Source organism: Pseudomonas extremaustralis, from assembly GCF_900102035.1.
Taxonomy (GTDB): Bacteria; Pseudomonadota; Gammaproteobacteria; order Pseudomonadales; family Pseudomonadaceae; genus Aquipseudomonas; species Aquipseudomonas extremaustralis.
In genome coordinates, this window is sequence record NZ_LT629689.1 from 1233754 (window position 1) to 1255610 (window position 21857).

Genomic DNA, 21857 nt, shown 5'->3' on the forward strand with positions numbered 1-21857 from the left:
GCAAACTGGCGTGGCCATCGAGGTCGGACGACTTTGGAGGGAGCGGGAGCGGAATGCATGGTGCGAACCTGCCGTTGGGGGAACGGTGCCAGCTTCGCGTATGGGGAGGATTGGTTGAGTATCAGCGGGGTTTAAGAAAAACCCCGCTCGGGGCGGGGCTGGAGACTTACAAGCTGCGAATATGTTTCATGAAAGCAATATCTTCATCGGATACTCCTTCCTTCTTTCGCTCCACCTCCCATTCTGCCTCTGTCTGCTCCTTAGCTGGCTCAGCTCGCGTCAGATCTGGGTTGGCAATCTCGGCATCGCAACTCAGTGAATCCTCTGCCCAGGTTTTTTTTGAGTAATCGATTTCATGCTTTGTTGGTGGGTTACTAAAGCAAGCGCCATTAATAAAAGACACATCAAGAAGCATCTGTCGGCAACTTGAATGAACAAAACGAGCACTGTACTTCAGGTTATTTGTTGGCTGCTCTTTAAGTCGGTCGTTGATCACTTGCATGATGGAAGACTGTTTTGGCCAGTCTTTTACCGAACAGGCCTGATGGGCTTGGACCAATAAGGCGTTCGCGAACTCACGATTTTCTAACGCTTCTGTAGTCGCTTGCTCAATTGATACGTCTCCCGGATCAGCGGCAAAGCAGCATCCGGTAAAACCAATCAGTAATGCCAAAGTGCTGATTGCTGCTAGTCCTTTCATCAATGCATCGTCCCTTCATCATAACCAAATAGATCGGGCTCATTCTTGCGGTGCAGCGCCCGTTGTCGGCGAATGATGTCATATACGGTTTGGTTGGCAAGCTTGTACTTACCTACCAGCTCATGGATTGGAACGTTGTTTACGCTCCAATCTTTGTAAATGACAGCATCGCGCAAGGCTCGCTTTAGTGCGTCCCCGCGAGGAAAGTAGATTAGACCGCCGCCCATCGTGCTGCAAATGGCAAAGACCACATGTCGTGCCAGCTCTGCAACGCTCGTATCAGGTTTCATTTCAGCGGCGAGCTTAGCCTCTACTATCTCAACCATATCCCTCAATGAGCCCTCCCAGCGCGCCTGAACTGCCGGATCTTGCATGTTCTCCAACACCTTTTGAGGGTCTAATTGATCGCTGTCATCCGGGAACAGTTCTTCGTTCATCGCTCTGGTCTCGCGTGTCGGCGGGCATCATAAGTCAGTGCCGCAACCATTTTCTGGAGCTGTTGAGGGTCCAGCCATTCCACCCGCTCGACCTTGAACATGCGCAGGGCCATACCGTCGGCATAGGCCCAGGAACGCTTGGCCTCGGCGAGAAAGGCCTCTATTTTTCCCACCAGTTTTACCCGGTCTGGCGCCGCCGTCGGGGCTTTGCGACCTTGCTTCTTAGCCGGTGTAGGCTCCCAGCCCAAGCGGGCGAACTCGGCGAGTACAGCGCCGATCTGGCGTGGCGTCAGGTCTTTGGCCGAACGCACACCCGCCACGCGGCCCAACAAGGCGCGGTAGGTTTCGTCATCCAGCCCAAGGTCCTTCTTGGCGATGTGGATCTTGCTCAATTGCAGGTTACGTGTAGTCACTGTCTTCCTCCTTTGATCAGTACCTGGAACGCTGCCGGGTCGGTTCGGGACAGTGCGGCGACACCATGAATGGTCATCGTGAGCGCATGCTCTGTTTCGTCGAATTTACCGGCGGTGCGGATCTGTTCCAGCTCGTTTTGGGTGCCCCTGTAGATTTCCATCTTGAGCTTGCTGGCACCCATGGCCAGGTGCTTGTCGCTGTCGCGCTTGCGCTGGGCACGTTTACGCTCGCGTGCCAGGCGGGTTTTGCGCTGTTTGGGTGTTTCGTCTGTCATGGGTGGCTGCTCATCAGTACCGGACAACCACGTCCGGCAGACCGCCCCAGCACGCCGGGGCGGTTTCGCTTAATGCAGGGCGAGTTGTTCCTGGCCATTCACACCGTGATTCAGGCGGACATCGCCTGCCGCGAGAACGCCGTGCATAGCGTCAGTCATGGCGCGCACGCCATGCCCCTTGCTGGCGTTGCGGTCGCGGCAATCAAGCTTTTCCGTCTCTGAATGGTGCTTGAGCATGTAAGCCGCTGTGGCCGGTGAGGGTTCATCGTTGCCAGCAAACGCCATGACTTGCTGGCGCACCGCCGACACCCAGGCACCACAGAACACGTCGGCACGCTTGGTCTTGGTCGCAGGCTTACAGCGCTTCAACTGCGTTCCAATGAAGTCACGGCGGGACTGGCGGACTTGGCGCAGTAACAAGGCCATGGTGTAGCTGGCCAGCTCGGCCAGTTCGCCGATAAAGCGCCATTCGCCGATGCCCGCCATGAACAGGACTTTGCAGGCGTAGGCCTGGGTGACTGCCCCCACCAGGTTGGCTTCCCATTGCGGCGGGGTCATCTTTGAACCGCTACGGGCGGCGCATTCGAATACCTCGGAGAGCTGAATATCCGACTCTTCCAGGCGGTACTTTTCCATCAGCGCGCGGGCCTGACGCATGGCTGCGGCGGCTTCGTGGGGGTTGTCACTGGCTGCCAGGCGCAGCAGCTTTTTGATTTTGTCTAAGGCTTTGTTGTGGTCCATTTCGTCAGATCCCGGAAACAGAGGCAGTTGGTACGGCTTCGCGAAAGCGCGAAGGGCTCCAGTCACAAGCCTCATCAGCGGGGATGTGGCCGAACATCAATGTGCAACGACGGCAATGCACGCAGTCGCCACAGATTTTTCCCTCAGGCAGGTTCATCTGGTCAGCGTTGTCCGCCGACCTTGGATATGGCGCTCGTTGCTCGCTCATGATTTTCTCCATTTATTCCTCGGCTGCTCATCAGTACCAGGCAACCACGCCTGGCAGACCGCCCCGGATGACCAGGGCGGTTTCGCTTAGTGAAGGGTCGTAGTGGTGGGTTGCCAACGGCAGGCAGGAATGGCGCCCAACATCTTTTCGCTAGCAACCAGGTCGAACAGCTTGTTGAAGATACGCACGGCTTCCGTCTGGCGAGGGGTGCCCAGGTTCGTAGTCGGTACGCCTGTCATGTCGACCGCTACCGACGGTTTGCCGTTACCTTCGCGGCGGTCTTCGAGAGTGATGGTGATCTTGGCCATGGGGCCTCCTATCGCTGAGAGTGGAAGGTGATGTGGTAGTCGCGGGCGACTTGACGCACGTATTTCTCGGTCATGTGGTGCTTGCGTGCGATCCACTTTGGCGAGTTGCCCATGGCCGCATCGGCCATGATCAGCGCTGCATGCTTGCCGACATCCGCATAAGGGCTGTCGACCTTGGCGGGCTCCAAAGCCTCCGGCGCTGCGGTTGAGGCCGCAGGCGCAAACAAATGGGAATAAACAGGCGACCGCTCCGGATTAATCGTGAACGTCGCAGGGGCGCTGCTCATCTGGTGACCGACTTGCTGGACCTTGCCACCGCGCGCCAGGAAGTCCGCAGTCAGGCGGTCTAGGTTGGCGCGCTCGATATCGTGTTGCGGCGAATGCATAGGCAGCGGATCGCTGCGGGTGTCGTGATAACGCTGCATGGTCAGGCCCCCAATGCTCGAAAGCCTGCCTGGTTGTCTTTCCCCAGCCGCTGGATGTAATGCGCCACAGCAGTGATGCCTTCGCGCTGGTTCCGCGCTTCTGGAACACCCGGAACAAAGAGCGTTACGTTGTCGAGTCGGGAAAGGCGAGCCGTGACCGTGATGATGTCGCGCACCAGTTTTTCTTCGCCCTGGGCGAGAGCAATCGCACCCTCTGGGAGGGTGTTGCCGAAGTCGATGTGACCCGATGCAAAGCAGTAGGCGGTGATGGTCTTTTTCATTTCACACACCCGCAATGTCGAGGCTGATGGGTTCGTATTGGTCGGTATCTCCAACACGTTGATAGACGCGGATGTAGGATTTGGAGCCGATCACCTGGCAGGCGTCGCCGATGGCTTGCATAGCGCGCTGCCAGCGTTCATCGGTAATTTCCATACGGCGCAACGCCAGGACGCGGGCTGTGCGGATGTCGCCTTTTTGGTCAGTCCGGAAGGCGTCATTAACCAGCGTGACCACTTCGGGGCGTGCCCCGGTGGTCCAGTCCCGCAGGCATTCGTCAATTAATGCCCGCGCAGCCTGGAGGCGTTCGTCGAAAGCGATGCTTTCCTGTACGGCACGCATGATCTTGAAACGCCCATCGAAGCTGATCAGGCTGACATTTCCCTTCTTCCCGCCGATCTGGGCGCCGTACTGCTCGGCGCTGAGTTCGACAAAGGCTTCAATATCACCGAAAGCCGAGGCCTTGAACTTCGCCAGCACGTCGCTGGCGGCGCGGGCTTTTTCCACCAGGCCAAGCACCAGGGCATCCCGCTCCAGGTCGATAGGCTTGATCATGCTTTCCGGGATCAGTCGCTTTTGCGCGTCGACGCGATAGCCTTCGGGAATAGTTTGTTGTTGTGTCATTGTAAGGTTCCTCAGTGGAGAGTCTGACGCGACCAGTCGGCAGGACGGGAGGCGCTGATGGGTTCGCGCCACTCCAGGGTCACGCCCTGGAACTGCACGTAGAAACGGGTGCTACCGGCCGAGCCCTGGCGTTGATAGCCCTCGGTATGACCTAGGTTGATCAGGCGCTGACCCGCTTCCGGAGCGATCACCAGGCGGTTATCAGCCGGATGAAAGCCCTGCACACGGATGCCGTGGGCCTGCAAGTTGCGGGCGGCGGCGTTGAACACCCGCAGACGGTCTGCCAGCGTTGGGGTCAGGACTTTCAATTGCGTGCGGTTAATGGAGGCGAGCATGGGCGTTCTCCTGGTTGCAGCAGTCGGGGTTGATTGGGCAGTGTTGGCAGGCGCGCCAGTGCTGCATCGCCTGCGGGTTGTGTGTTGGTGCCGGTTTTTCGCGGTAGCTTTGGCACTGGTCCGTGGTGATGGTCTCGTCCAGGGCAACACACTCAATGCGGCCCAGGGTTTCCATCACGCGCCGCTCGACACCAGACGTGCTGGGTGAGCTGTAGCGGTTGGCCAGGATCAGGCTGACGGCCGTGCGGCTCATGCCGATACGCTGGCTGGCCTTGGTCTTGTTGGTGGCGGCAACTTCGGCGGCGAGCAGGCGCACGAACAGCGGCGCGTCTTTGCCCCAAGCTGCAAGGTGGTTGACCTGGTTCATTTGGTCACCGCCTGGTCAGCCTTGCGCCACACCACCTGATCCAAATTCGGGTCGTAGACCTGGTCGAAGTCACGCTGGTAGATGGGATGTTTGGGGCCGGTATACCGCGACGGGACCAGGCAGAAGCGCGTTTTAAAACCGGCTGTACCGCCCCGACGGGTTACGTAACCGGCCTTCGCCAGGCCCGACAAATAGACATGGGCGCCAAACTCGCTGATGGACACGCCATTGACGCTGGCGGCGACTGCGGCCTCGGCAGCGCTGAATTCGCCAAGGATGCGCAACGCCCGCCAGATGTTTTCGGCTCCGCCTGCATACGTCGACACCTTGCCGCCCTTGGTGACCCGTGGGGCTTCAACGCCTTCGTCTTTAAGGAGGGACCATTCGGCATCGAAACGCCCGATGTTCCGCACCTTGCTGACGATCCCAGCCTTTTCCATATCCCGGAAGTAAGCGCGTACGGCTTCGTCATCTTGGTTCGATTTGCGTGCTACAGCGTATGTCGTCAACTCTTTAGGGCTGACGTTTACGGCGCGGATGGCTTCCCAAATATGCTGCCGTGGGGGCTTGCCGCCCACCATTACTAGATCAGCTCTTGCTCTAGGCATAGCTCAAGCCCTCCGCGACGGCGCTTCGCCGGTAAACCAGCCGCGTGAGCCCCAGCCTGCAAGGTCAATACTGTCGATGGCCTGGGCTTGGGTTTCGCTGTAGACCCTGTAAAGGTTGACGGCCACACGGCGCAGGCATCCGCCGACCTTGGTGCGCAGATCCTCTAGCAGGTCATCGGCAAAGCGCAGTGTTGGATAGCTGGCCAGGGTCAGGGCGCGCAAGTCGTCAAGAGTGGCCCGCTGTGCAGGTACCCACTCCAGTACGCGGTTGTGCAAGCGTTCCAACTTGGCCAGGCTGCCTGGAACACCTTCTTCCCCAATCAGCACGATGGTGCCTTGGCTGGCGTTGTAGATGTCGGTCAGCACGTTGGCGACAGCTTTTTCCAGCAGGTACTGCACATCGTCGATCAGCAGTGGACGGCCACTACGGGAAAGCTGCTCGGCAATCTGGTCAACCATCTGCGACAAGGTGCGCTCTGGCTGGATGCTCATTTCACGCAGGATCGCCAGCAGGAAAGCCTTCTTGCTCCAGGTGTCGCGGCACTCTACGTAATAGGCACGGTGGTGGTTGGCGGCAAAGGCCGCGCCCACGCTTTTGCCCAGCCCGCTTGCGCCGTACATCACCACCATGCCAGGCAGACCCGCTGGGCGGGCTTGAGTGCGGGCGATGGCGGCGGACAAGAGGCCGACATTGGTCAGGGGAACGATTTTGGTAACACTCATAATGCGACTCCTAAAGGTCTTGGGTTAAGCGCGGGCCTGGTCAGCGAACGCGAACATTTGCTGAATAGATTTGAAGTCCAGGTGTTGCGGGTAGCGGGCATGCCACTGTGTTTCTTCGGCCGTCAGCGATTCCCCGCTGGTGATGCGGGCGTCGATTTGGTGCCAGAGGCGGTAACGGGCGGTGGGATCTGTTGGTAATTCGAAGGCCGAGGCCTGCGGTGCAGCCAGTTGGGCAAAGCGCTGGGCCTCTGCAAGCTGATCTGGCGACAGGTCGTATTGGCTCGACTGCGGAGCAATGACGCGCATTTCCACGTCTTGGCCGGTGATGGTCTTGGCCTTTTTCACCAAGCGGGACAGTTGGCCGCGTTCACGTTTCTCGCTGGCTTTTTCCAGCATGGTTTTAGGCATGGCTGGACTGGCGTTGCCATCGAGCAGCGCTTCACCGATCAGATCACCCTCAAGGGAATGGACCCAAACTCGGCTGGAGTCCCGGAAGTCATAGGCCACGCGGACCTGTTCACCGTGGAAACCGTCCAGATCTTTAAGGAAGTAGGTGCCGCTGTTCCATTGCACCTGGCAACGATGTACGGTGCGCTCGACCTGGGGACGGGTCAGGCTTTCGACGATGTTTGCGTCAGCCAGCAGCGGCTCCCAGCCCTCGGCCTCGGCAGACTTCCAAGACTCCATCGGGCTTTGGTGGCGTTTGCGCAGGGTCGCAGGGTCGCGAAACTTAGGCAGGCCACGATGCGGACGACGGTTATAGTCGTCGAGCGCCTGTTGCAGCGCAGCAAAGAACACAGAGAATTCAGGTACGACAGTCGGCGCGATACCCAGCGCAAGCTGTTTACGGGACAACTTGTGCGTCTTGGTGGCGGCCTCTTTGTCCATGTCGGCGCCGATGTAGCTTTCAAAGGTTTTGGCGAGCCGAACCAAGATGGTTTTGTGGGGGCGCTCGATCACGCCACGGGCCTGGGAGTTGTAGGGCAGCGAGTGCGTGATGGTGCCGCCAAGGCGGTCGTTCACTTCGTAGACGACAGCGTTGTCAAAGCCGCTGCCGTTGTCGACATAGAACACTTTGTACATGCCGCACCGACTTACGCCGTCACGTAAGGTATCCAACGTGGCCAAGGTCGATTCAGCCAGATTGACCGAAAAACCGACGATGCGGCGGGTACCCCAATCAATGACCATGGTGATTTCTGGGCGGAAGATCTGCCCAGTCAGTGGGTTGATCACCTCAGCATCAAAGGTATGGCCGTCGGCCACCCATACGTCATTTGGCCAGAGCATGTCAGCCTGACGACGGTTATAGGCTTTTAGAGCATTCAGTTCGTGTGGTCCCATGCGGCCGCGCTCCCGCACCGACGGGCTGAGTTTTTTCAGCCAGCGGCGTACGGCATGAATGCTTGGGCAAACACTGGTTTGGATGTCCTGATGCAACTGCTTGAACTGCTCATAGGCAGCTTCAACGCTGGGTTTCTGCGGGCGCTGGTAGTGTTTGAGGAATTCTGCCGCCCAAGTCGGGACACTCATGTCTTTCTGACGGCGCGCTGGAGCCAGGCCTATTTCACCGTGGGCACGGTAGTCGGCCAGCCAGCGCTTGAGCGTACGCTCAGACAGTGTGCGGTCTTCTGTCTTACGGTCGTTGGCACGGATGACGCGGTCATTCAGGTAGGGACTTAAGTCGCCGGTTTTTGCCAGGGCGACTAAGGTCAGAATGGCGCGGTTTTGGCTAACCACCTTGCTCATGCGTTCGATTTCACGCACAAAGGCTAGACGCGCAGTCATGACAGACGACTGTGAATCGTTCAAGCGTGACGCTTTTTCGGAGTCACGCCCAGCAAGAATTACATGCGGTTCGACGGACTGTGGGAGGGCTTCGTTGGCGACGGTCGCGGTGATCAGTGCGGTTTGAGTTTCTTTGGGAAGAATGGCGAAGGCATATTCTCGACCACCACCTTGACCGAGACGCAGTTGGCACTCCCAGCTTTCACGTTTGGCGCGATAGCTGATTCCCTGCACAGTGCTGGGCATGCCAGGCAGGCCTGCAAGATCCTGCGCTGAGTACCAATTACGCATGATCGTCACCCAACAGTCTTTTCAGCTCGCGGGCTTTGCGGGTTGCATCGGCGGCAACCCGTGACAGGCGCCCCAGCTCTGCGTCTAATGCTTCGCGACCGTATGCAACCCGACCACCGCGCAAGTGAACCTGCCAATTAGTTAGCAGGTGGCTTGCACAAACCTCTTCTAGTAGTGCCGCTCTATATAGAGGGAGGTTGTGTTCCGTGCGGGCGGGGCTCGACCAGGCGTCAAGCATGTATTTGCTGACATCATCGCCAGACAGTCGAGACATGCGGGCCGCGATCTCGTAGCGATCCAGCTCTGACCCCTTGAGCAGTTCACTAACCATTTCACTAACCTGGGCGGCATAGTTGCCATTTCCTGGGACCGAGAGAATTGGCTGAGGAACTGAAAAGATGTCTAACGTCCTGTCATCTTTTACCCGGCGCATGTTTAACCCTCCGTCCCAGTTTTACGGTGCGGAACAGGACGGTAAACGCTATCCTTCGCGTAATCGGTATAGTGTTGGTATACCGATTGCTCGGCTCTGTTAGGCCGTAACCGTTTGGGGGTGCTGTCATCGTTCCAACGCTCAGGCCAAAGCTTGGCGGGTACGGTGTCGAGGGCCGCAGCAATGGCGCGCTCCACACGTGGGTAGGCGCGCTCTTTTGTAGCCCGAATCGCACGATCAGTGATGCCGAGCTGGCGAGCCAGTTTGGCGGCCGAGCTACCACGAATGCGTAGCTGGTACTTGATCCATTCCCAGCGGCTAGCTGGATCGAGAGGTATGTCTTTAGCGTTCATCGCAACAACCATCTAGGCGGGTGGTTTTTTTAGGCTGTCTAACGGCCTGTTGCGGACAAAGTTATCGCTATAGAACTTGAAAATCAAGCTCTATAGCGACTTTCAACTTTTATAAAGCGCTAAAAACACCTCTATAAAATTAAGTCTTTTATTATCAAGGGGTTAGAGAAAGGTGAAAGCTGAAAGCAACGATTCGACAGAGCTTTCAGGTGCAGGCATTGAACCTGAAAGCGACAAAGGATTTGTCGAAAGGCTTCGCCGTATAGCTTCTATAGCAGGCAGCGCGAGTGCTTTAGCGAAAGCTGCGGGTATCTCGCAGGGTGGAATGCAGCGGTACATGAAAGGCGGGGAGCCGACTAGGAAGGTACTGATAAGCCTCGCTGAGTGCACAGGGGTCAGCCTAGAGTGGCTCATGACCGGAAGCGGCCCGGAGGAGGTCAGCGGCGGCTCGCTACATATCTCTACTGATCAAACCTATGCGTATGTGCCGCTTTATGATGCGCGCTGTAGCGCTGGTCATGGGGCGTGGAACGAAAATGCAAAGGTCCTGACCATGCTTGCGTTTACTGCCTACTCTCTTCGTAAGCAAGGCCTTACCCCTTCCATGTTGTCAGCGATCCGCGTGGACGGCGACTCGATGGCTGGGCTGCTGGAAGACGGCGACACTGTGATGATTGATCATGGCCGCAACCAGTTGGAGGCAGAGGCTGTCTATGTGATCCGACTGGACGACCACCTCTATGCTAAAAGGCTCCAGCGCCTGTTCGATGGTTCTGTACGAATCATCAGTGAGAACAAGGCCTACGGCGATGTGGTGGTATCGAAGACCCAGTTAAATGACCTGGAGATCATCGGTCGTGTGGTCTGGGCAGGTGGCTGGGTCTAGAGGTTGACCAACTGATGCCAAAGAGTCCGCTAACCTCGGATCCTTTGTCTAAATCTGACTGTTTAATGGTTTGCAGCTCTTTGGCACCGATCCTGAGCAGCCCGGTAGTGGGCGCTCCCCGCAACACCCCGTCCTGCCTGGCTCGTCACGAATTGTCCTGCTTAATCCAGCTTCTTCCCACCAGATCCTCCCCGGTGCCAAAGCTGTCACTAACCCACAGGAGCGGCGGTAGCTGTGTGGAGGTGTTGCGGCCAGGCCCGGTCAAGGCAGGACGATGTAGTCGTTCTGCTGGACGATTGGACGGTGCGGGCCTTGTACCAGGTGCAGATACCGGCCATCCACCAGGTCGATGGGCAGGCAGTCGTCGATATCCAGTACGCCGTCGGTGTGGGCCTGGGACCAGTGGCGCAGCATCTGTTGCTTGCCCTGGCGAGTGGCTTCCTGTTTGTTGCGGGCGACGACCAGCAGGTAGTGATGCTCCTCGCCGAAGCGGTTGGCTTCATAGCCGCCGAGGTTGAGGAAGTACAGGTGGTGGGCGTCGGCGGCGGGGGCCAGGGGGCTGAGGTGGATTTTCCAGCCGTCCACGCCGTCCACCGCCATCCATGAGTCGATATGTACGCCCTTGGGGCTGCCGAACCAGGCGTCGCGCAATTGCGGGTAGGTAGCTTGCAGTGTATCCGCCACGGCGAATACCACATCGTGCACTTCAATTTTGGCCCTGGGGTGCTTGCCCCCGAGCATCACGACAAACAGCATTGCAGGTTCTTCCTGGCGACTTGGCAGAGGGCAACCATACGTCGATTGGACCCTTTTGTCCGCGGGTTTAACCCTTGGCGAAAGACCCTGCCTGAAAGTCCAGGGGCGATAAAAGTTACGGGATGAGTCTCGGTCGAATAACCGCTGAAAGTTGTACGTAAGTTCTGATTTAGTTGTCTGTGGGATTTATCCGGGCGGTTTAATGGATATCGGTTTATTCGATCTGCTGTGAAAAAGGCCTGCGCAAAATATTGCTCAGGCCTTGATTTTATTGGGGTGTAGGAGATTCCTTAAGTCTTGATCCCTTGCTTGTCGAACGTTCTTTGCATGACTAAGGTTTGCGCACTTCGCGGCCAATAGGGTGAAGTTCAACGGTTGTTAGGTGCGGCGGTTTATACGCGCTTAGTTGAACTTTTCTGTATTGATACGTTGTGTGCGGGTCCTGGCGGAACTGGGACTTGGCCGCCCGACCGCCTGACATTTTCCGTCAAAGGACACTGACCCGATGATCACCCAGCCAGGCGCGCTGCCCCCGCAAGCCATTGCTCAAGGCAACCTCCCCGACGACAGCGCGGAGAACACCCGTTCGCGGTTGGCGCGCGGCGCGTCGAGGTCCTGACGCATGTCCTTCAATCGTTATTACCAAAGCGAACTCAGCGCATTGCGCCAACTCGGGCGGCAGTTCTCCGAGCGCAATCCTGCGCTCGCGCCGTTTCTGGCCGGGGCCGGCCAGGACCCGGATGTGGAGCGGTTGCTCGAAGGCTTTGCCTTTCTCACGGGGCGCTTGCGGCAGAAGCTCGATGATGAACTGCCGGAGCTGACCCACTCCTTGATGCATTTGCTGTGGCCCAACTACATGCGGCCGATGCCTGCGTTCAGCATCTTGCAGTTCGACCCGCTGAAGCACGCCGGCCCTGGCATCACGGTGGCGCGGGATACACCGGTGGAAAGCGCCGCCGTCGACGGCCAGCGCTGCCGCTTTCGAACCTGCTACGACACTCAGGTGCTGGCGCTGCACCTGACGGCGCTGGATTTCAGCGCGCAGGGCGAGCGCACCACGTTGAGCCTGCGCCTGGAGATGGGCGGCGCAGGCCAGTTCAGCCGTTGCGCGTTCGAGCGGTTGCGCTTGCACCTGGCCGGTGATCGCTGCATCGGCCAAGGGTTGTACTTGAGCCTGCTGCGCCACCTCGAGGGTGTCGAGTTGCTGCCGTTCGACCGCGATGGCCAGCCGGTCCGCTCGCAGCAGGGGCAGGCCCTGTCGCTGCGACTGGATGCCGAGTCGGTGCAACCGGTGGGGTTCAGCGAGGAGCAGGGGTTGATTCCTTATCCGACGAACACCTTTCGCGGGTATCGACACCTGCAGGAATACTTCGTCTTTCCCGACAAATACCTGTTCGTCGATGTAGGCGGGCTGGATGTGCTGCAGCGATTGCCCGCTGAGCAGCTCAAGCAGGTATGCGGCGTGGTCATGCGCTTCGAACTGCGCCAACCGTGGCGCGAGCCTCAGCAGCCCAGCCTGGAAAACGTCAGACTGTACTGCACGCCCATCGTCAACCTGTTCAAGCATGACGCGGCACCGATTCGCCTGGACGGCAAGCAGGATGAATACCTGTTGCTGCCGGGTGAATATGCGCGGGAGCACGCCTGTGTGTTCTCGGTGGACCGCGTCACCGGTTGGCATCCCGGCGGCCTCGGTTATCAGGCGTATGTACCGTTCGAGTCCTTCGAGCATAACGGCGACAGCGACGACGCCACGGCGGCCCCCAGCTACAGCATCCGCCAACGTCCGCGTACCCACCACGCCGGGCTCGATACCTGGCTGGGGTTTGCCAACGGCGTCCAGCAAGACCTGCACACGCTGTCGGTCGAGCTGACCTGCACCAACCACAACCTGCCACGGCGGTTGCCGATCGGCGCGATCGACCGAGCGTGCGAGCAGACGCCCCAGGGCTTGTCGTTTCGCAATATCTGCGCGCCGACCGCAAGTTTCTCGCCACCGCTGGAGCAGGATTTTCTCTGGCGACTGATCAGCAATCTGTCGCTCAACTACCTGTCGTTGAGCGACATCCATGCGCTGCAGGTCATCCTCGAAACCTACGACCTGCCGCGCTACCACGACCGCCAGGCGCAGAAGATCAGCGAGCGCCGGCTGGGCGCATTGCGCGCGGTCAGCCATACGGCCGTCGACCGCTTGTACCGCGGCTTGCCGTTTCGGGGCTTGCGGATTGACCTGACGGTCGATCCACAAGGCTTCCTGGGCCAGGGCGAAGTGTTTGTGTTCGCGTCGGTGCTCAACGAGTTCTTCGCGCTCTACGCCAGCATTAATGCCTACCACGAACTGCGAGTCACCAGCACACAAGGAGACGTGTACCTATGGCCACCCCGGATGGGCCAACAACCCTTGCTTTGACGGCACTGTCCTGCGTCATCCGTGAATATTCGCTGTTCCAGGCGGTGATGCAGGTGATCCAGCGTTTGCGCGTCGAGTACCCGACACTGGATGACGACGCGTTGTACGACCGCCTGGAATTCCAGGCCAACCCAGGGCTTGGGTTTCCCGGCCACGACATTGATCGGCTGGAGTTTTTCGTCGAACACGGCCAAGTGCGCGCGCGTCTGCGTCTCAACGTGCTGGGCCTGTGCGGCGCGGGTTCGCCGTTGCCGGCGTTCTACGGTGAGCAGGCCCTGGACGATGGTTCGAGTGGCAAGGCGACCCGGGATTTTCTCGACCTGTTTCACCACCGCCTGCAACGGCTGATGCTGCCGATCTGGCGCAAGTACCGTTATCGCGCACGTTTCCAGAGTGGGGCGCGGGACGCTTTTTCCGAGCAGATGTTTGCGTTGATCGGCTTGCGCGGCCAACAGATACGCACCACCGCGCAAGTGGACTGCAAGCGTTTGTTGGCGTACCTGGGCTTGTTGGGCCTGCGGGCACATTCGGCCGCGCTGATCGAGACGGTGCTGCGTTACTACTTCAAGCACAACCATGTGTTCATCGAGCAATGGGTCGAGCGCACGGTGGAGATCGCTGAGTCGCAGCGCAATCGGCTCGGCGGCGCCAACAGCGTGCTCGGTCACGACCAGGTATTGGGCAGTCGGGTCGCCGATCGCAGCGGCAAGTTCAGGGTGCATGTGCAGGGCCTGGGCTGGGGGCGCTTCCATGGCTTTCTACCGACGGGGGCGGACTATCCGCTGTTGTGTTCCCTGGTGCGCCTGACCGCCCGCGATCCTTTGGAATACGACGTGCGCCTGGTGTTGGCCAAGGACGAGATCAGGCCGCTGCACCTTGGCGAACACAACGTCTGTCGCCTTGGTTGGACCAGTTGGCTGGGGCATGAGTGCGCCGATGGTGTGGTCATCGTCGCCAGCAACGCTCGATAGGGATGAATAGGATGAAGATGCAACATGTGCCCGACTCCCCGGCGCCCGTGGGCGCCTTGCCTCCGTGCGGCGCGCCGGACGGTCATGGGATGTTCGGGTTGATTGGCCACAGCGCGGCCATGGCTGAAACCTGCCGCTTGATCGGCAAGGTGCGAAACAGCGCCCGCACTGTGCTGCTGAGCGGTGAGACCGGTACCGGTAAAGAACTGGTGGCGCGGGCCATCCATAGCGTCGGGCCACGCCGTGATAATGCATTCGTGGTGCAGAACTGTGCGGCCTTTCCCGAAGGTTTGCTGGAAAGCGAACTGTTCGGCTATCGCAAAGGCGCGTTCACTGGGGCTGATCGCAACCATGCGGGGCTGTTTGACGTCGCCCACGGCGGCACGTTGCTGCTCGACGAAATCGGCGACCTGCCGCTGGCGCTGCAAGTCAAGTTGCTGCGGGTGTTGCAGGACGGCGAAATTCGTCCGCTGGGCACCAGTGCGGCGCACAAGGTCGATGTGCGCATCATTGCGGCGACCCACCGTGACCTCCCGGCGATGGTGGCCCAGGGCAGTTTTCGCGAGGACCTGTATTTCCGCCTGGCGCAATTTCCCATCGCGTTGCCGGCCCTGCGTGAGCGCGACGGCGATGTGCTGCTGTTGGCGCGGCATTTTGCGCAACAGGCCTGTGAGGCGGCGGGGCGCGCCATGGTGGGGTGGTCGAGTGCGGCACTGGATCGGCTGTCGAGCCATGATTTCCCCGGCAATGTCCGGGAACTCAAACACCTAGTGGAACGTGCGGTGCTGCTCTGCGACGAGGGCGTGATTTTACCGGCCCACTTGTCCCTGTCGCAGGCCGTTGCCGATGAAACCGGCGTTGCCACGCTGCGCCAACGCATGGAGCGGGTGGAGCGGGTGCTGCTGATCGACTGCCTGCGCAAGCACCGTGGCAACCGTACCCATGCCGCGCGGGAGTTGGGCATTGCGCGGCGCACGCTGCTCTATCGCCTGGCGCACTTGAAGATCCCCCTGGGCGATGTGCACACAGGCGCCATTCACCGCGACAGTAAGGAACATTGATATGCAGATGCATCACGTTATCTGGCAGGAAGGCATGCTGCTGCGGCCTCAACACCTGCAACACAGCGACCGCTACTTCCATCGCCAGCTCAACCGGACGCGGTTGTTGGCGTGCGATGCCTGGGGCTTCCTCAGCCTGGACCTCGATCTGCAATACCTCAACATGGGCAAGGTGGTGGTCAGCCAGGCCAGCGGTGTATTGCCGGATGGCAGCCTGTTCGAGCTGAGTGGCGCGATGGAACCCCTGGTGCTGCAGGTGCCGGCCAACGCCGACGGGCAAGCCGTGTACCTGGCATTGCCGCTGGCCACCGACCATCAGGTCGAAGTGCGCAAGCAGGAGCAACGCGAGGTGCTGGCGCGCTATGTCGCCTGGGAAACGGAGATCGGCGATTCCAACGCCGGCGTCGATACCCGGTGCCAGATCCACTGCGCACGTCCGGACTTGCGCCTGACGCTGGGGGAACAGCCGAGTGATCCGTTCTACGTGAAACTCCAGGTCGCCCGGGTACTGGACTCGAGCCACGACGGCGGCGTACGCCTGGACCCGGATTTCGTGCCGACGTTTATCTATCTCCAGGGCTCGGGGTACGTGTCGTCGTGCATCAAGGAAGTGCTCAGCCTGCTGGCGACCCGTGGCGATGCGATTGCCGCGCGCATCCAGGGGACCGACGCGTCGGCGGGAGGGGTGCAGGTCGGCGAGCTGCTGATGCTGCAACTGATCAACCGTGTGCAAGCACTGTTGCATCACTGCTTGAGCCAGCCCCAGGTACGTCCGCATGAGCTGTACCGCGAGCTGCTGTCGATGCTCGCCGAGTTGTCCACCTTCAACCCCGATAACCGGCGCGTGCAATTGGACGGGCATTACCGGCACGGCGACCAGGGCGCGAGCTTTCGCGCATTGATGCAGGGCATTCGCAGCGTGCTGTCGTGGGTCCTGGAACAGCACGCCATCGAACTGCCCCTGCAACCGCGCCAATACGGGGTGCTGGTCAGCCCGGTGAACGATCTCAACTTACTCGGCACGGCGACCTTTGTCCTGGCCGCCACCGCCCAGTGCGACGCGGAAGAACTGCGTCACCGACTGCCGGCCCATCTGAAGATCGGCCCCGTGGAACGCATCCGTGAGCTGGTCAACCTGCACCTGGCCGGGATCAAGGTCCAGCCCCTGCCGGTGGCGCCGCGCCAGATTCCGTTCCACGCCGGCAAGACCTATTTCATGCTCGACCTCAGTGCCCGTGACATCGCGCAGTTGGAGCAATCGGGCGGGTTTGCCTTCCACGCCAGCGGTGAGTTCACCGAGCTGGAACTCAACTTCTGGGCCATCAGGAACTGAACCCCATGACGATGGACAGTGATCACCCGCAGGCCGCAAAAACCGTGGTGCTTGACCGTGACGGAGTCGGACCGGCGCAGGGCGCGCTGACGGACTTCCCATCGCCGCCGCGCTTCGAGCAACTGCAGGAACGGATGATCCGCACCGCCCGCGTGCAAGGGCTGCAAGGCTTCGATAACGCGTCCAATCCTCTGGCGGCGGCGGCGTGGGAGCTGTTGTCGCAAGTGGCCCGGCTCAAGGCCGGTAGCGGCCGTGAAAGTCTGCATGCGCTCAACGAGCGCTTGTCGTCAGGCATTGCCGCGTTCGAAGCGCAGGCCCGGCATCAGGGGGGCGAAGCCGGTCAGGTGATATCGGCGCGCTATGTGCTGTGCAGCGTGATTGACGAGGCGGTGGTGACCACCGCGTGGGGCGCTCGTAGTGACTGGTCCAGGACCAGCCTGTTGGGGCGTTTTCACAACGAGACCTTCGGTGGCGAAAAATGCTTCCAACTGCTGGAGAACGTCTCCCGCGATCCGGTGAAACACATAGCCATGCTGGAACTGATGTACCTGTGCCTGGCGCTGGGCTTCGAAGGCAAATACCGCGTGATGGAGCGCGGAGGGGCCGAGCTTGAAGTGATACGCGATGCCTTGTACCGACAGATTCGGCATGTGCGCGGCGAGCGCCTCTCCCTGGCTGCGCCGCCAGTGCCGGACACGCCGCCGGCGCGGGTGCGCATGCTCAGCGTCGGCTGGATCGCCACAGGGGTGCTGGCCTGCCTGCTGGCGATGTACTCGGGGTTTGCCTGGGTGCTGGGCCAGGAGCGCACGGCCGCGCTGCAACCTTTTCAACCGGTGGCGACGGACTCGACTCGCACGCCCTTGTAACGCTGGGAGCAATCAATGAACGCATTCTTCAAGGGCGCGAGCGCTGTGCTGCGCAATACCTGGGTCTGGAGCCTGTTGCTGGTGCTGGCCGGCGCGCTGCTGGTGTGGTTCTTCGGGCCGTTGCTGGCGGTGGACGACCATCGATTCTGGCACGGCGCGACCGCGCGTTTGCTGACCATCAGCGGCCTGTTCCTGCTGTGGGGCCTGGCGATGGTCTGGGTGGGCGGGCGCCGCGCCACTCGGCTCGACCCGTCGGAACATCAGCAACGCCAACAACGCCAAGGGCAACTGAGCGCTGAACGAAACCAGGTACGGGGGCGGTTCAAGGAAGCCGTGCAGGCGCTGAAAACCGCGCAGCGTTACGCCGGGCGCAGCGAACGCTGGCGTCACGAAGTGCCCTGGTACCTGTTGATCGGGCAGTCGGGCAGCGGCAAAACCGCACTGGTGGCGGCCCAGGGACTACGCGCTCCACTTGATCGGGTCGAGACGAGCGCGCCGGGGGCAACCGCTTATTGCGACTGGTACTTCGCGGACGACGCCGTACTGGTGGAGACCGCCGGCCGTTACCTGGCCCAGCCCGACCCGACGTTGGACGGCGCGGGCTGGTCGACGTTGCTCGGCCTGCTGCGCTCGCGACGCAGGACGCGGCCCCTCAACGGCGTGGTGGTGACGTTGGCGGTGGAGACGCTGGCGGGCAGCCATCAGCACGACCTGGAGCAGCAGGCGCGACAGGTGCATGGGCGGTTGCAGGAGATCCAGCAGACCCTGCATGCGGACGTTCCGGTGTACCTGGTGTTGACCTACGCCGACAGGCTGCCGGGGTTTGACGAGTTTTTTGATGAACAGCAGGGCGATGACGCGCAAGACGTACTCGGCGCACAGCTGGTGGCCAGCGCGGCCGGCGCCGACATCGCCCAGGTGCGTGAAGCCTTCGAGGCGCTGTTGCAACGCTTGGCGGACGAGTTGATCCCGCGCCTGCATCGGGAGCGAAATGCCGAGCGCCGTGGGCGCATGCTCGACTTTCCACGTCAGGCTGCAAGCCTGGGCGAGCGTTTGAGCGTGTTTGTCGAGTCGGCGTTTTCCTCCCACCGCTATCAGCGTATCAACGGTCTGCGAGGCGTCTACCTCACCCGTGCGCAGACGCGCGAACGGCCCGCCCGGTTTGTCCAGGGCCTGTTCAATCGCGTGATTGTCGCCGAGGCCGGGCTGGCCGGCCTGGATACGCCGGAGCGCCAGCGTATCCGGCGCCGCCAGGCTGGGCTGGTGCTGGCTGCGGTGCTGGTCATCGGCAGTGCGGCGGCAGTGTGGGGGCACAGTTATGGGTTCAACCATCAGCGCCTGGCGAACCTGCACGCGCTGGGCGAACCGCCATCGCCCATCCCACCCGTTGTGGACCCGACCCTGGCGCTGCTGACGCAGCTGGACCGGCGCCTGGCCGCGACGCAGGTGTTCCCTGCGCAGGCGGAAGTGCGCTGGATGGAGCGGGCGGGGTTGTATCAGGGCGAGCTTAGCCAGCCGCTGTTGACCTCTGCCTATGAAGCAAGCTTGCGCGAGCAATTGCTGCCCGAGGTGGTCAGCCTGCTCGAAGCGCAGGTAAGTGCCAGCCTTGGCGAGCGTGAGCGCTTGCTCGACACCCTGCGTGCGTACCTGATGCTCAACCTGCGCGAGCGCCGCGACAGCGTGTGGCTGGCCGAGCATATGGCCGGTCACTGGTCCGCCCGTTATGCCGGGGATACGTCGACGCAGACGCGCTTGAATGCCCATTTTGGGCGGCTGTTGGCGCTGCCCTTCGATGCGGCCCTGAACGATGACCTGGTGGCCCGGGCGCGTCAGGTCCTGCGGGGCGAGTCGCTGGCGGAGGCGGTCTACCGGGCACTGCGAGAACAGGCCCGCGACCTGGCGCCCCAGCGCCTGACCGATGGTCGGGTGTTCACCCAACCTGAGCCCCCCATACCCGGCTTCTACAGCCAAAGGTATCTGCGTTATTTCGACAAGCAGGGCCCTCGGCTGGTCAATGCGATTGCCCAGGACAACTGGGTGCTGGGGCAAGGCACGGACCTGAGCGCCGGGGATCTGCGCCGGTTGATGCGGGAACTGGAGCAGCGCTATTTCAGTGAGTACGCCGATGCCTGGAGTCACGCCCTGGGCCAGGTGCGCCTGCGCGACAGCGAGAGCCTGAAGCACACCGCCGACCAGCTCGCGAACCTGACCTCGGCCCAATCGGCCTTGGTGCAGCTGTTACAGCAGGTGCGCGAAAACACCCGATTACTACCGACCCCCGACCGGCTCGACGCAGTGCGCGAGCAGGTCGGCGAACTCAACGCGGCGGTCTCCGACGCACTCGTCGTGCCGTTTCCTGGCAAAGCCCTGCCGGAGACGGCCCGGCGTGCCTTGCAACGGCGCTTCGAGCGGTTGCATCCCTTGCTCGACGAGCAGCAGAACCCCAGTGCCGAGTTGACCCAGGCCATGGGCCTGCTCGACGAATTACGCCTGCAATTGACCGCACTGAGTCGGGATAGCTCGCCGGAGCACGCGGCGTTCAAACTGGCCGGGCAGCGCATGGACGGGCGGCAGCCGGCATTGAGCGATCTGCGCGATGCCGCCGCGCGCCTGCCGTTGCCGCTGCGGGGCTGGTTCGAAGCCATTGCCGACGACACTTGGCGCCACCTGCTCGATGAGGCCTATGGGTACGTGAATCAGCGGTACCAGAGCGAGGTCTACGGTTTTTACGCCAAGGCGATCCAGCGCCGCTACCCGTTCAATGCCCATGCCGCGAGTGACGTTGCCCTGGGGGACTTCCAGGCGTTCTTCAAACCGTCGGGCGCCATGGCGCGCTTTTATGACGGCTACTTGCGTTCGTTCGTCAGCGTGGAAGGCAGCCGCTATCGTTTGCGTGGCCTGGATGGGCGCAGCCTGCCGGTGTCACGCGGCTTGCTGGAGCAACTGACCAAGGCCCAGACGATTCGCCAAGGGTTTTTCACCGAGGAACAGGGTGAGTGGGCCGTGCGCTTCACCCTGGCGCCCTACAGCCTGGACCAGGCGGTCAGCCGGGCGATCCTGCGCGTGGGCGATCGCCAGTTGGAATACCGGCATGGCCCGATCGTGCCCATGGCGTTTCACTGGCCGGGCGAGGCGGGCACCGGCCGCAGCAGCCTGGTGCTGGAACGTGGGGCGCAGCGCCCGCTGGGCATCGAAAAAAACAGCGGGGACTGGTCGTTGTTCCGCTTCTTCGAGCTGATGCAGAGTGAGCCGGCAAACGGCACGCAGGCGCACATACTCAAGGCTGACCTGGCCGGCCTGCGCGCCAATTACCTGCTCACTCACCAGCGCACGCCCAGCCCGTTCCAGATGGCGGCCTGGCGCACCTTCCGCCTGCCCGAGCAACTGTGAGTCAGGCCGGGCAGGCTTCGCGCCCGGCGCCCGCCTAATAGCCGCGCCGGGTGTGTTCGATGTCTTCGACCAGGCCGTCGATCGCCGCCAGGCGCTCACGGTTGTCGTGGTCCCAAGGGTGAAAACCGGGTTTGAAGTAATGCAGCCACGGCATCAGCATCCGTGGGAAAACTCCCTTGGGCCCATACAGAAACTTCAGCATGCGCCAGAACCCCTTCAGGAACCCCACGGATTTGCGGTCAGCGATCAGCAGGCGCACATGGAAATCCAGCACCGTCAGCCAGAAGAACAGCGTGGTGCTCAGCATGGCGCCGGTACGCAGCAAGTAGCGCTTGGGTCCGGGCTTGATCACCGCATTCCACACATCGAAGGCCACCGCCTTGTGTTCGGTTTCTTCCAGGGCATGCCAGTACCACATCTGCTGGTAGCCCTTGAGGGACGCGCCGAAGCGTGACGGGTCGCTCAGCAGAATCTCCGCGAGTATCGCCGTGTAGTGTTCGAGGGCAATGGTGATCGCCAGGTTGAAGGAGGGCGCGCAGTGTTTCTTCTGCAGGTCGAGGATGAATTTCAGGCGCCGATCCAGGGTGCGGGCGGGCAGGCCGGCGGCGTGCAGCAGGTTGTTATAGGCCACGTGTTCACGGCTGTGCATGGCCTCCTGGCCAATAAACCCCAGGACCTGTTTTTTCAGCGCGGGGTCTTCGATGCGCGAGCGGTAGTGGCGCACGCTGTCCATGAAAAACAACTCGCCCTGGGGAAACAGTAGCGACAGCGCATTGAAGAAATGCGTGATGAACGGGCCCTGTTCGTGCCAGTCGGTGATGCGTTCGGCGGGCAGGTCGAAATGAAGGTCACGGCGGATCGGCAGCATGGTACGCA

General features: G+C 61.0%; 25 protein-coding genes, 2 other RNA genes and 1 pseudogene. 7 read left to right on the top strand and 21 right to left on the bottom strand.

What is annotated here, in order from left to right:
• Positions 1 to 166 precede the first annotated feature (166 nt).
• From BLR63_RS06080 to BLR63_RS06170, 19 genes are all read right to left on the bottom strand, one after another.
• On the bottom strand, positions 167 to 700 hold the full coding sequence (locus BLR63_RS06080; RefSeq protein ID WP_010564664.1) for a hypothetical protein: 534 nt from the start codon (positions 698 to 700) through the stop codon (positions 167 to 169).
• Positions 700 to 1137 carry a Mor transcription activator family protein gene (locus tag BLR63_RS06085; protein WP_010564665.1) on the bottom strand — a complete coding sequence of 146 codons (438 nt, stop codon included), beginning with the start codon at positions 1135 to 1137 and terminating at the stop codon, positions 700 to 702. Before BLR63_RS06085 ends, BLR63_RS06080 begins: the two co-directional genes overlap by 1 nt.
• The gene (locus tag BLR63_RS06090; protein ID WP_010564666.1) at positions 1134 to 1550 is read right to left on the bottom strand and encodes a gp16 family protein; all 417 of its coding nucleotides are present in this window, start codon (positions 1548 to 1550) and stop codon (positions 1134 to 1136) included. Before BLR63_RS06090 ends, BLR63_RS06085 begins: the two co-directional genes overlap by 4 nt.
• On the bottom strand, positions 1547 to 1825 hold the full coding sequence (locus BLR63_RS06095; RefSeq protein ID WP_010564667.1) for a hypothetical protein: 279 nt from the start codon (positions 1823 to 1825) through the stop codon (positions 1547 to 1549). The genes BLR63_RS06090 and BLR63_RS06095 overlap by 4 nt, the downstream gene beginning before the upstream one ends.
• An RNA gene (locus BLR63_RS06100) (hammerhead ribozyme type II) lies at positions 1826 to 1896 on the bottom strand.
• Positions 1895 to 2566, bottom strand: coding sequence for a DUF2786 domain-containing protein (locus BLR63_RS06105; protein ID WP_010564668.1), 672 nt, complete (start codon positions 2564 to 2566; stop codon positions 1895 to 1897). Before BLR63_RS06105 ends, BLR63_RS06100 begins: the two co-directional genes overlap by 2 nt.
• A 4-nt stretch (positions 2567 to 2570) precedes the next feature.
• A complete protein-coding gene (locus BLR63_RS06110) occupies positions 2571 to 2774 on the bottom strand; it encodes a hypothetical protein (RefSeq protein WP_086008182.1) in 204 nt (67 codons plus the stop codon).
• 17 nt (positions 2775 to 2791) lie between these two features.
• An RNA gene (locus tag BLR63_RS06115) (hammerhead ribozyme type II) lies at positions 2792 to 2862 on the bottom strand.
• On the bottom strand, positions 2861 to 3082 hold the full coding sequence (locus BLR63_RS06120) for a hypothetical protein (protein WP_010564669.1): 222 nt from the start codon (positions 3080 to 3082) through the stop codon (positions 2861 to 2863). The genes BLR63_RS06115 and BLR63_RS06120 overlap by 2 nt, the downstream gene beginning before the upstream one ends.
• A gap of 8 nt (positions 3083 to 3090) precedes the next feature.
• On the bottom strand, positions 3091 to 3507 hold the full coding sequence (locus tag BLR63_RS06125) for a hypothetical protein (RefSeq protein WP_010564670.1): 417 nt from the start codon (positions 3505 to 3507) through the stop codon (positions 3091 to 3093).
• A gap of 2 nt (positions 3508 to 3509) precedes the next feature.
• Positions 3510 to 3788: a hypothetical protein gene (locus BLR63_RS06130; protein WP_010564671.1), complete on the bottom strand. Its 279-nt coding sequence runs from the start codon at positions 3786 to 3788 to the stop codon at positions 3510 to 3512.
• Between the two features lies 1 nt (position 3789).
• Positions 3790 to 4410 (bottom strand): DUF3164 family protein, encoded by a 621-nt coding sequence (locus BLR63_RS06135; protein WP_010564672.1) that lies wholly within the window; start codon positions 4408 to 4410, stop codon positions 3790 to 3792.
• An 11-nt stretch (positions 4411 to 4421) separates the two neighbouring features.
• Positions 4422 to 4745, bottom strand: a complete 324-nt coding sequence (locus BLR63_RS06140; RefSeq protein WP_010564673.1) for a hypothetical protein — start codon at positions 4743 to 4745, stop codon at positions 4422 to 4424.
• The gene (locus BLR63_RS06145) at positions 4729 to 5112 is read right to left on the bottom strand and encodes a hypothetical protein (protein WP_010564674.1); all 384 of its coding nucleotides are present in this window, start codon (positions 5110 to 5112) and stop codon (positions 4729 to 4731) included. The genes BLR63_RS06140 and BLR63_RS06145 overlap by 17 nt, the downstream gene beginning before the upstream one ends.
• Positions 5109 to 5693: a hypothetical protein gene (locus tag BLR63_RS06150; protein ID WP_010564675.1), complete on the bottom strand. Its 585-nt coding sequence runs from the start codon at positions 5691 to 5693 to the stop codon at positions 5109 to 5111. The genes BLR63_RS06145 and BLR63_RS06150 overlap by 4 nt, the downstream gene beginning before the upstream one ends.
• Before the next feature lie 30 nt (positions 5694 to 5723).
• Complete coding sequence (locus tag BLR63_RS06155; protein WP_010564676.1) at positions 5724 to 6443, bottom strand: AAA family ATPase; 720 nt, start codon at positions 6441 to 6443, stop codon at positions 5724 to 5726.
• Positions 6444 to 6467: 24 nt separating this feature from the next.
• Positions 6468 to 8522 carry a DNA-binding protein gene (locus tag BLR63_RS06160; RefSeq protein ID WP_042946748.1) on the bottom strand — a complete coding sequence of 685 codons (2055 nt, stop codon included), beginning with the start codon at positions 8520 to 8522 and terminating at the stop codon, positions 6468 to 6470.
• Positions 8515 to 8955 (bottom strand): hypothetical protein, encoded by a 441-nt coding sequence (locus BLR63_RS06165; RefSeq protein ID WP_010564678.1) that lies wholly within the window; start codon positions 8953 to 8955, stop codon positions 8515 to 8517. The genes BLR63_RS06160 and BLR63_RS06165 overlap by 8 nt, the downstream gene beginning before the upstream one ends.
• A gap of 2 nt (positions 8956 to 8957) precedes the next feature.
• Positions 8958 to 9308 (bottom strand): helix-turn-helix domain-containing protein, encoded by a 351-nt coding sequence (locus BLR63_RS06170; RefSeq protein ID WP_010564679.1) that lies wholly within the window; start codon positions 9306 to 9308, stop codon positions 8958 to 8960.
• A 172-nt stretch (positions 9309 to 9480) separates the two neighbouring features.
• Between BLR63_RS06170 and BLR63_RS06175 the strand changes: the two genes are divergently transcribed.
• Positions 9481 to 10194 carry an XRE family transcriptional regulator gene (locus BLR63_RS06175; protein WP_081480357.1) on the top strand — a complete coding sequence of 238 codons (714 nt, stop codon included), beginning with the start codon at positions 9481 to 9483 and terminating at the stop codon, positions 10192 to 10194.
• Between the two features lie 261 nt (positions 10195 to 10455).
• On the opposite strand, the gene BLR63_RS06180 is transcribed toward BLR63_RS06175, so the two are convergent.
• On the bottom strand, positions 10456 to 10950 hold the full coding sequence (locus BLR63_RS06180) for a DUF1543 domain-containing protein (protein ID WP_010564681.1): 495 nt from the start codon (positions 10948 to 10950) through the stop codon (positions 10456 to 10458).
• Positions 10951 to 11572: 622 nt separating this feature from the next.
• On the opposite strand from BLR63_RS06180, the gene tssF reads away from it, so the two are divergent.
• The 6 genes and pseudogenes from tssF to tssM all read left to right on the top strand — a co-directional run bounded on the left by tssF (position 11573) and on the right by tssM (position 20981).
• On the top strand, positions 11573 to 13360 hold the full coding sequence (gene tssF / locus BLR63_RS06185; protein WP_010564682.1) for a type VI secretion system baseplate subunit TssF: 1788 nt from the start codon (positions 11573 to 11575) through the stop codon (positions 13358 to 13360).
• A complete protein-coding gene (gene tssG, locus BLR63_RS06190; protein ID WP_010564683.1) occupies positions 13324 to 14331 on the top strand; it encodes a type VI secretion system baseplate subunit TssG in 1008 nt (335 codons plus the stop codon). The genes tssF and tssG overlap by 37 nt, the downstream gene beginning before the upstream one ends.
• 89 nt (positions 14332 to 14420) lie before the next feature.
• Positions 14421 to 15392 (top strand): annotated as a pseudogene (locus tag BLR63_RS06195) (sigma-54 interaction domain-containing protein); the annotation flags it as partial.
• 1 nt (position 15393) lies between these two features.
• A complete protein-coding gene (gene tssK, locus BLR63_RS06200; protein WP_010564685.1) occupies positions 15394 to 16725 on the top strand; it encodes a type VI secretion system baseplate subunit TssK in 1332 nt (443 codons plus the stop codon).
• Positions 16726 to 16730: 5 nt separating this feature from the next.
• On the top strand, positions 16731 to 17591 hold the full coding sequence (icmH, locus tag BLR63_RS06205) for a type IVB secretion system protein IcmH/DotU (RefSeq protein ID WP_010564686.1): 861 nt from the start codon (positions 16731 to 16733) through the stop codon (positions 17589 to 17591).
• A gap of 15 nt (positions 17592 to 17606) precedes the next feature.
• Positions 17607 to 20981, top strand: coding sequence for a type VI secretion system membrane subunit TssM (gene tssM, locus BLR63_RS06210; RefSeq protein WP_010564687.1), 3375 nt, complete (start codon positions 17607 to 17609; stop codon positions 20979 to 20981).
• A gap of 34 nt (positions 20982 to 21015) precedes the next feature.
• On the opposite strand, the gene BLR63_RS06215 is transcribed toward tssM, so the two are convergent.
• Positions 21016 to 21849, bottom strand: coding sequence for a metal-dependent hydrolase (locus BLR63_RS06215; RefSeq protein ID WP_010564688.1), 834 nt, complete (start codon positions 21847 to 21849; stop codon positions 21016 to 21018).
• Between the last annotated feature and the right edge of the window lie 8 nt (positions 21850 to 21857).

Bases quoted from the DNA above. Each gene is read 5' to 3' on its own strand.
- BLR63_RS06080 (WP_010564664.1), bottom strand. From the start codon at position 700: ATGAAAGGACTAGCAGCAATCAGCACTTTGGCATTACTGATTGGTTTT.
- BLR63_RS06085 (WP_010564665.1), bottom strand. From the start codon at position 1,137: ATGAACGAAGAACTGTTCCCGGATGACAGCGATCAATTAGACCCTCAA.
- BLR63_RS06095 (WP_010564667.1), bottom strand. From the start codon at position 1,825: ATGACAGACGAAACACCCAAACAGCGCAAAACCCGCCTGGCACGCGAG.
- BLR63_RS06105 (WP_010564668.1), bottom strand. From the start codon at position 2,566: ATGGACCACAACAAAGCCTTAGACAAAATCAAAAAGCTGCTGCGCCTG.
- BLR63_RS06110 (WP_086008182.1), bottom strand. From the start codon at position 2,774: ATGAGCGAGCAACGAGCGCCATATCCAAGGTCGGCGGACAACGCTGAC.
- BLR63_RS06120 (WP_010564669.1), bottom strand. From the start codon at position 3,082: ATGGCCAAGATCACCATCACTCTCGAAGACCGCCGCGAAGGTAACGGC.
- BLR63_RS06125 (WP_010564670.1), bottom strand. From the start codon at position 3,507: ATGCAGCGTTATCACGACACCCGCAGCGATCCGCTGCCTATGCATTCG.
- BLR63_RS06130 (WP_010564671.1), bottom strand. From the start codon at position 3,788: ATGAAAAAGACCATCACCGCCTACTGCTTTGCATCGGGTCACATCGAC.
- BLR63_RS06135 (WP_010564672.1), bottom strand. From the start codon at position 4,410: ATGACACAACAACAAACTATTCCCGAAGGCTATCGCGTCGACGCGCAA.
- BLR63_RS06140 (WP_010564673.1), bottom strand. From the start codon at position 4,745: ATGCTCGCCTCCATTAACCGCACGCAATTGAAAGTCCTGACCCCAACG.
- BLR63_RS06145 (WP_010564674.1), bottom strand. From the start codon at position 5,112: ATGAACCAGGTCAACCACCTTGCAGCTTGGGGCAAAGACGCGCCGCTG.
- BLR63_RS06150 (WP_010564675.1), bottom strand. From the start codon at position 5,693: ATGGTGGGCGGCAAGCCCCCACGGCAGCATATTTGGGAAGCCATCCGC.
- BLR63_RS06155 (WP_010564676.1), bottom strand. From the start codon at position 6,443: ATGAGTGTTACCAAAATCGTTCCCCTGACCAATGTCGGCCTCTTGTCC.
- BLR63_RS06160 (WP_042946748.1), bottom strand. From the start codon at position 8,522: ATGCGTAATTGGTACTCAGCGCAGGATCTTGCAGGCCTGCCTGGCATG.
- BLR63_RS06165 (WP_010564678.1), bottom strand. From the start codon at position 8,955: ATGCGCCGGGTAAAAGATGACAGGACGTTAGACATCTTTTCAGTTCCT.
- BLR63_RS06170 (WP_010564679.1), bottom strand. From the start codon at position 9,308: ATGAACGCTAAAGACATACCTCTCGATCCAGCTAGCCGCTGGGAATGG.
- BLR63_RS06180 (WP_010564681.1), bottom strand. From the start codon at position 10,950: ATGCTGTTTGTCGTGATGCTCGGGGGCAAGCACCCCAGGGCCAAAATT.
- tssF (WP_010564682.1), top strand. From the start codon at position 11,573: ATGTCCTTCAATCGTTATTACCAAAGCGAACTCAGCGCATTGCGCCAA.
- tssG (WP_010564683.1), top strand. From the start codon at position 13,324: ATGGCCACCCCGGATGGGCCAACAACCCTTGCTTTGACGGCACTGTCC.
- tssK (WP_010564685.1), top strand. From the start codon at position 15,394: ATGCAGATGCATCACGTTATCTGGCAGGAAGGCATGCTGCTGCGGCCT.
- icmH (WP_010564686.1), top strand. From the start codon at position 16,731: ATGACGATGGACAGTGATCACCCGCAGGCCGCAAAAACCGTGGTGCTT.
- tssM (WP_010564687.1), top strand. From the start codon at position 17,607: ATGAACGCATTCTTCAAGGGCGCGAGCGCTGTGCTGCGCAATACCTGG.
- BLR63_RS06215 (WP_010564688.1), bottom strand. From the start codon at position 21,849: ATGCTGCCGATCCGCCGTGACCTTCATTTCGACCTGCCCGCCGAACGC.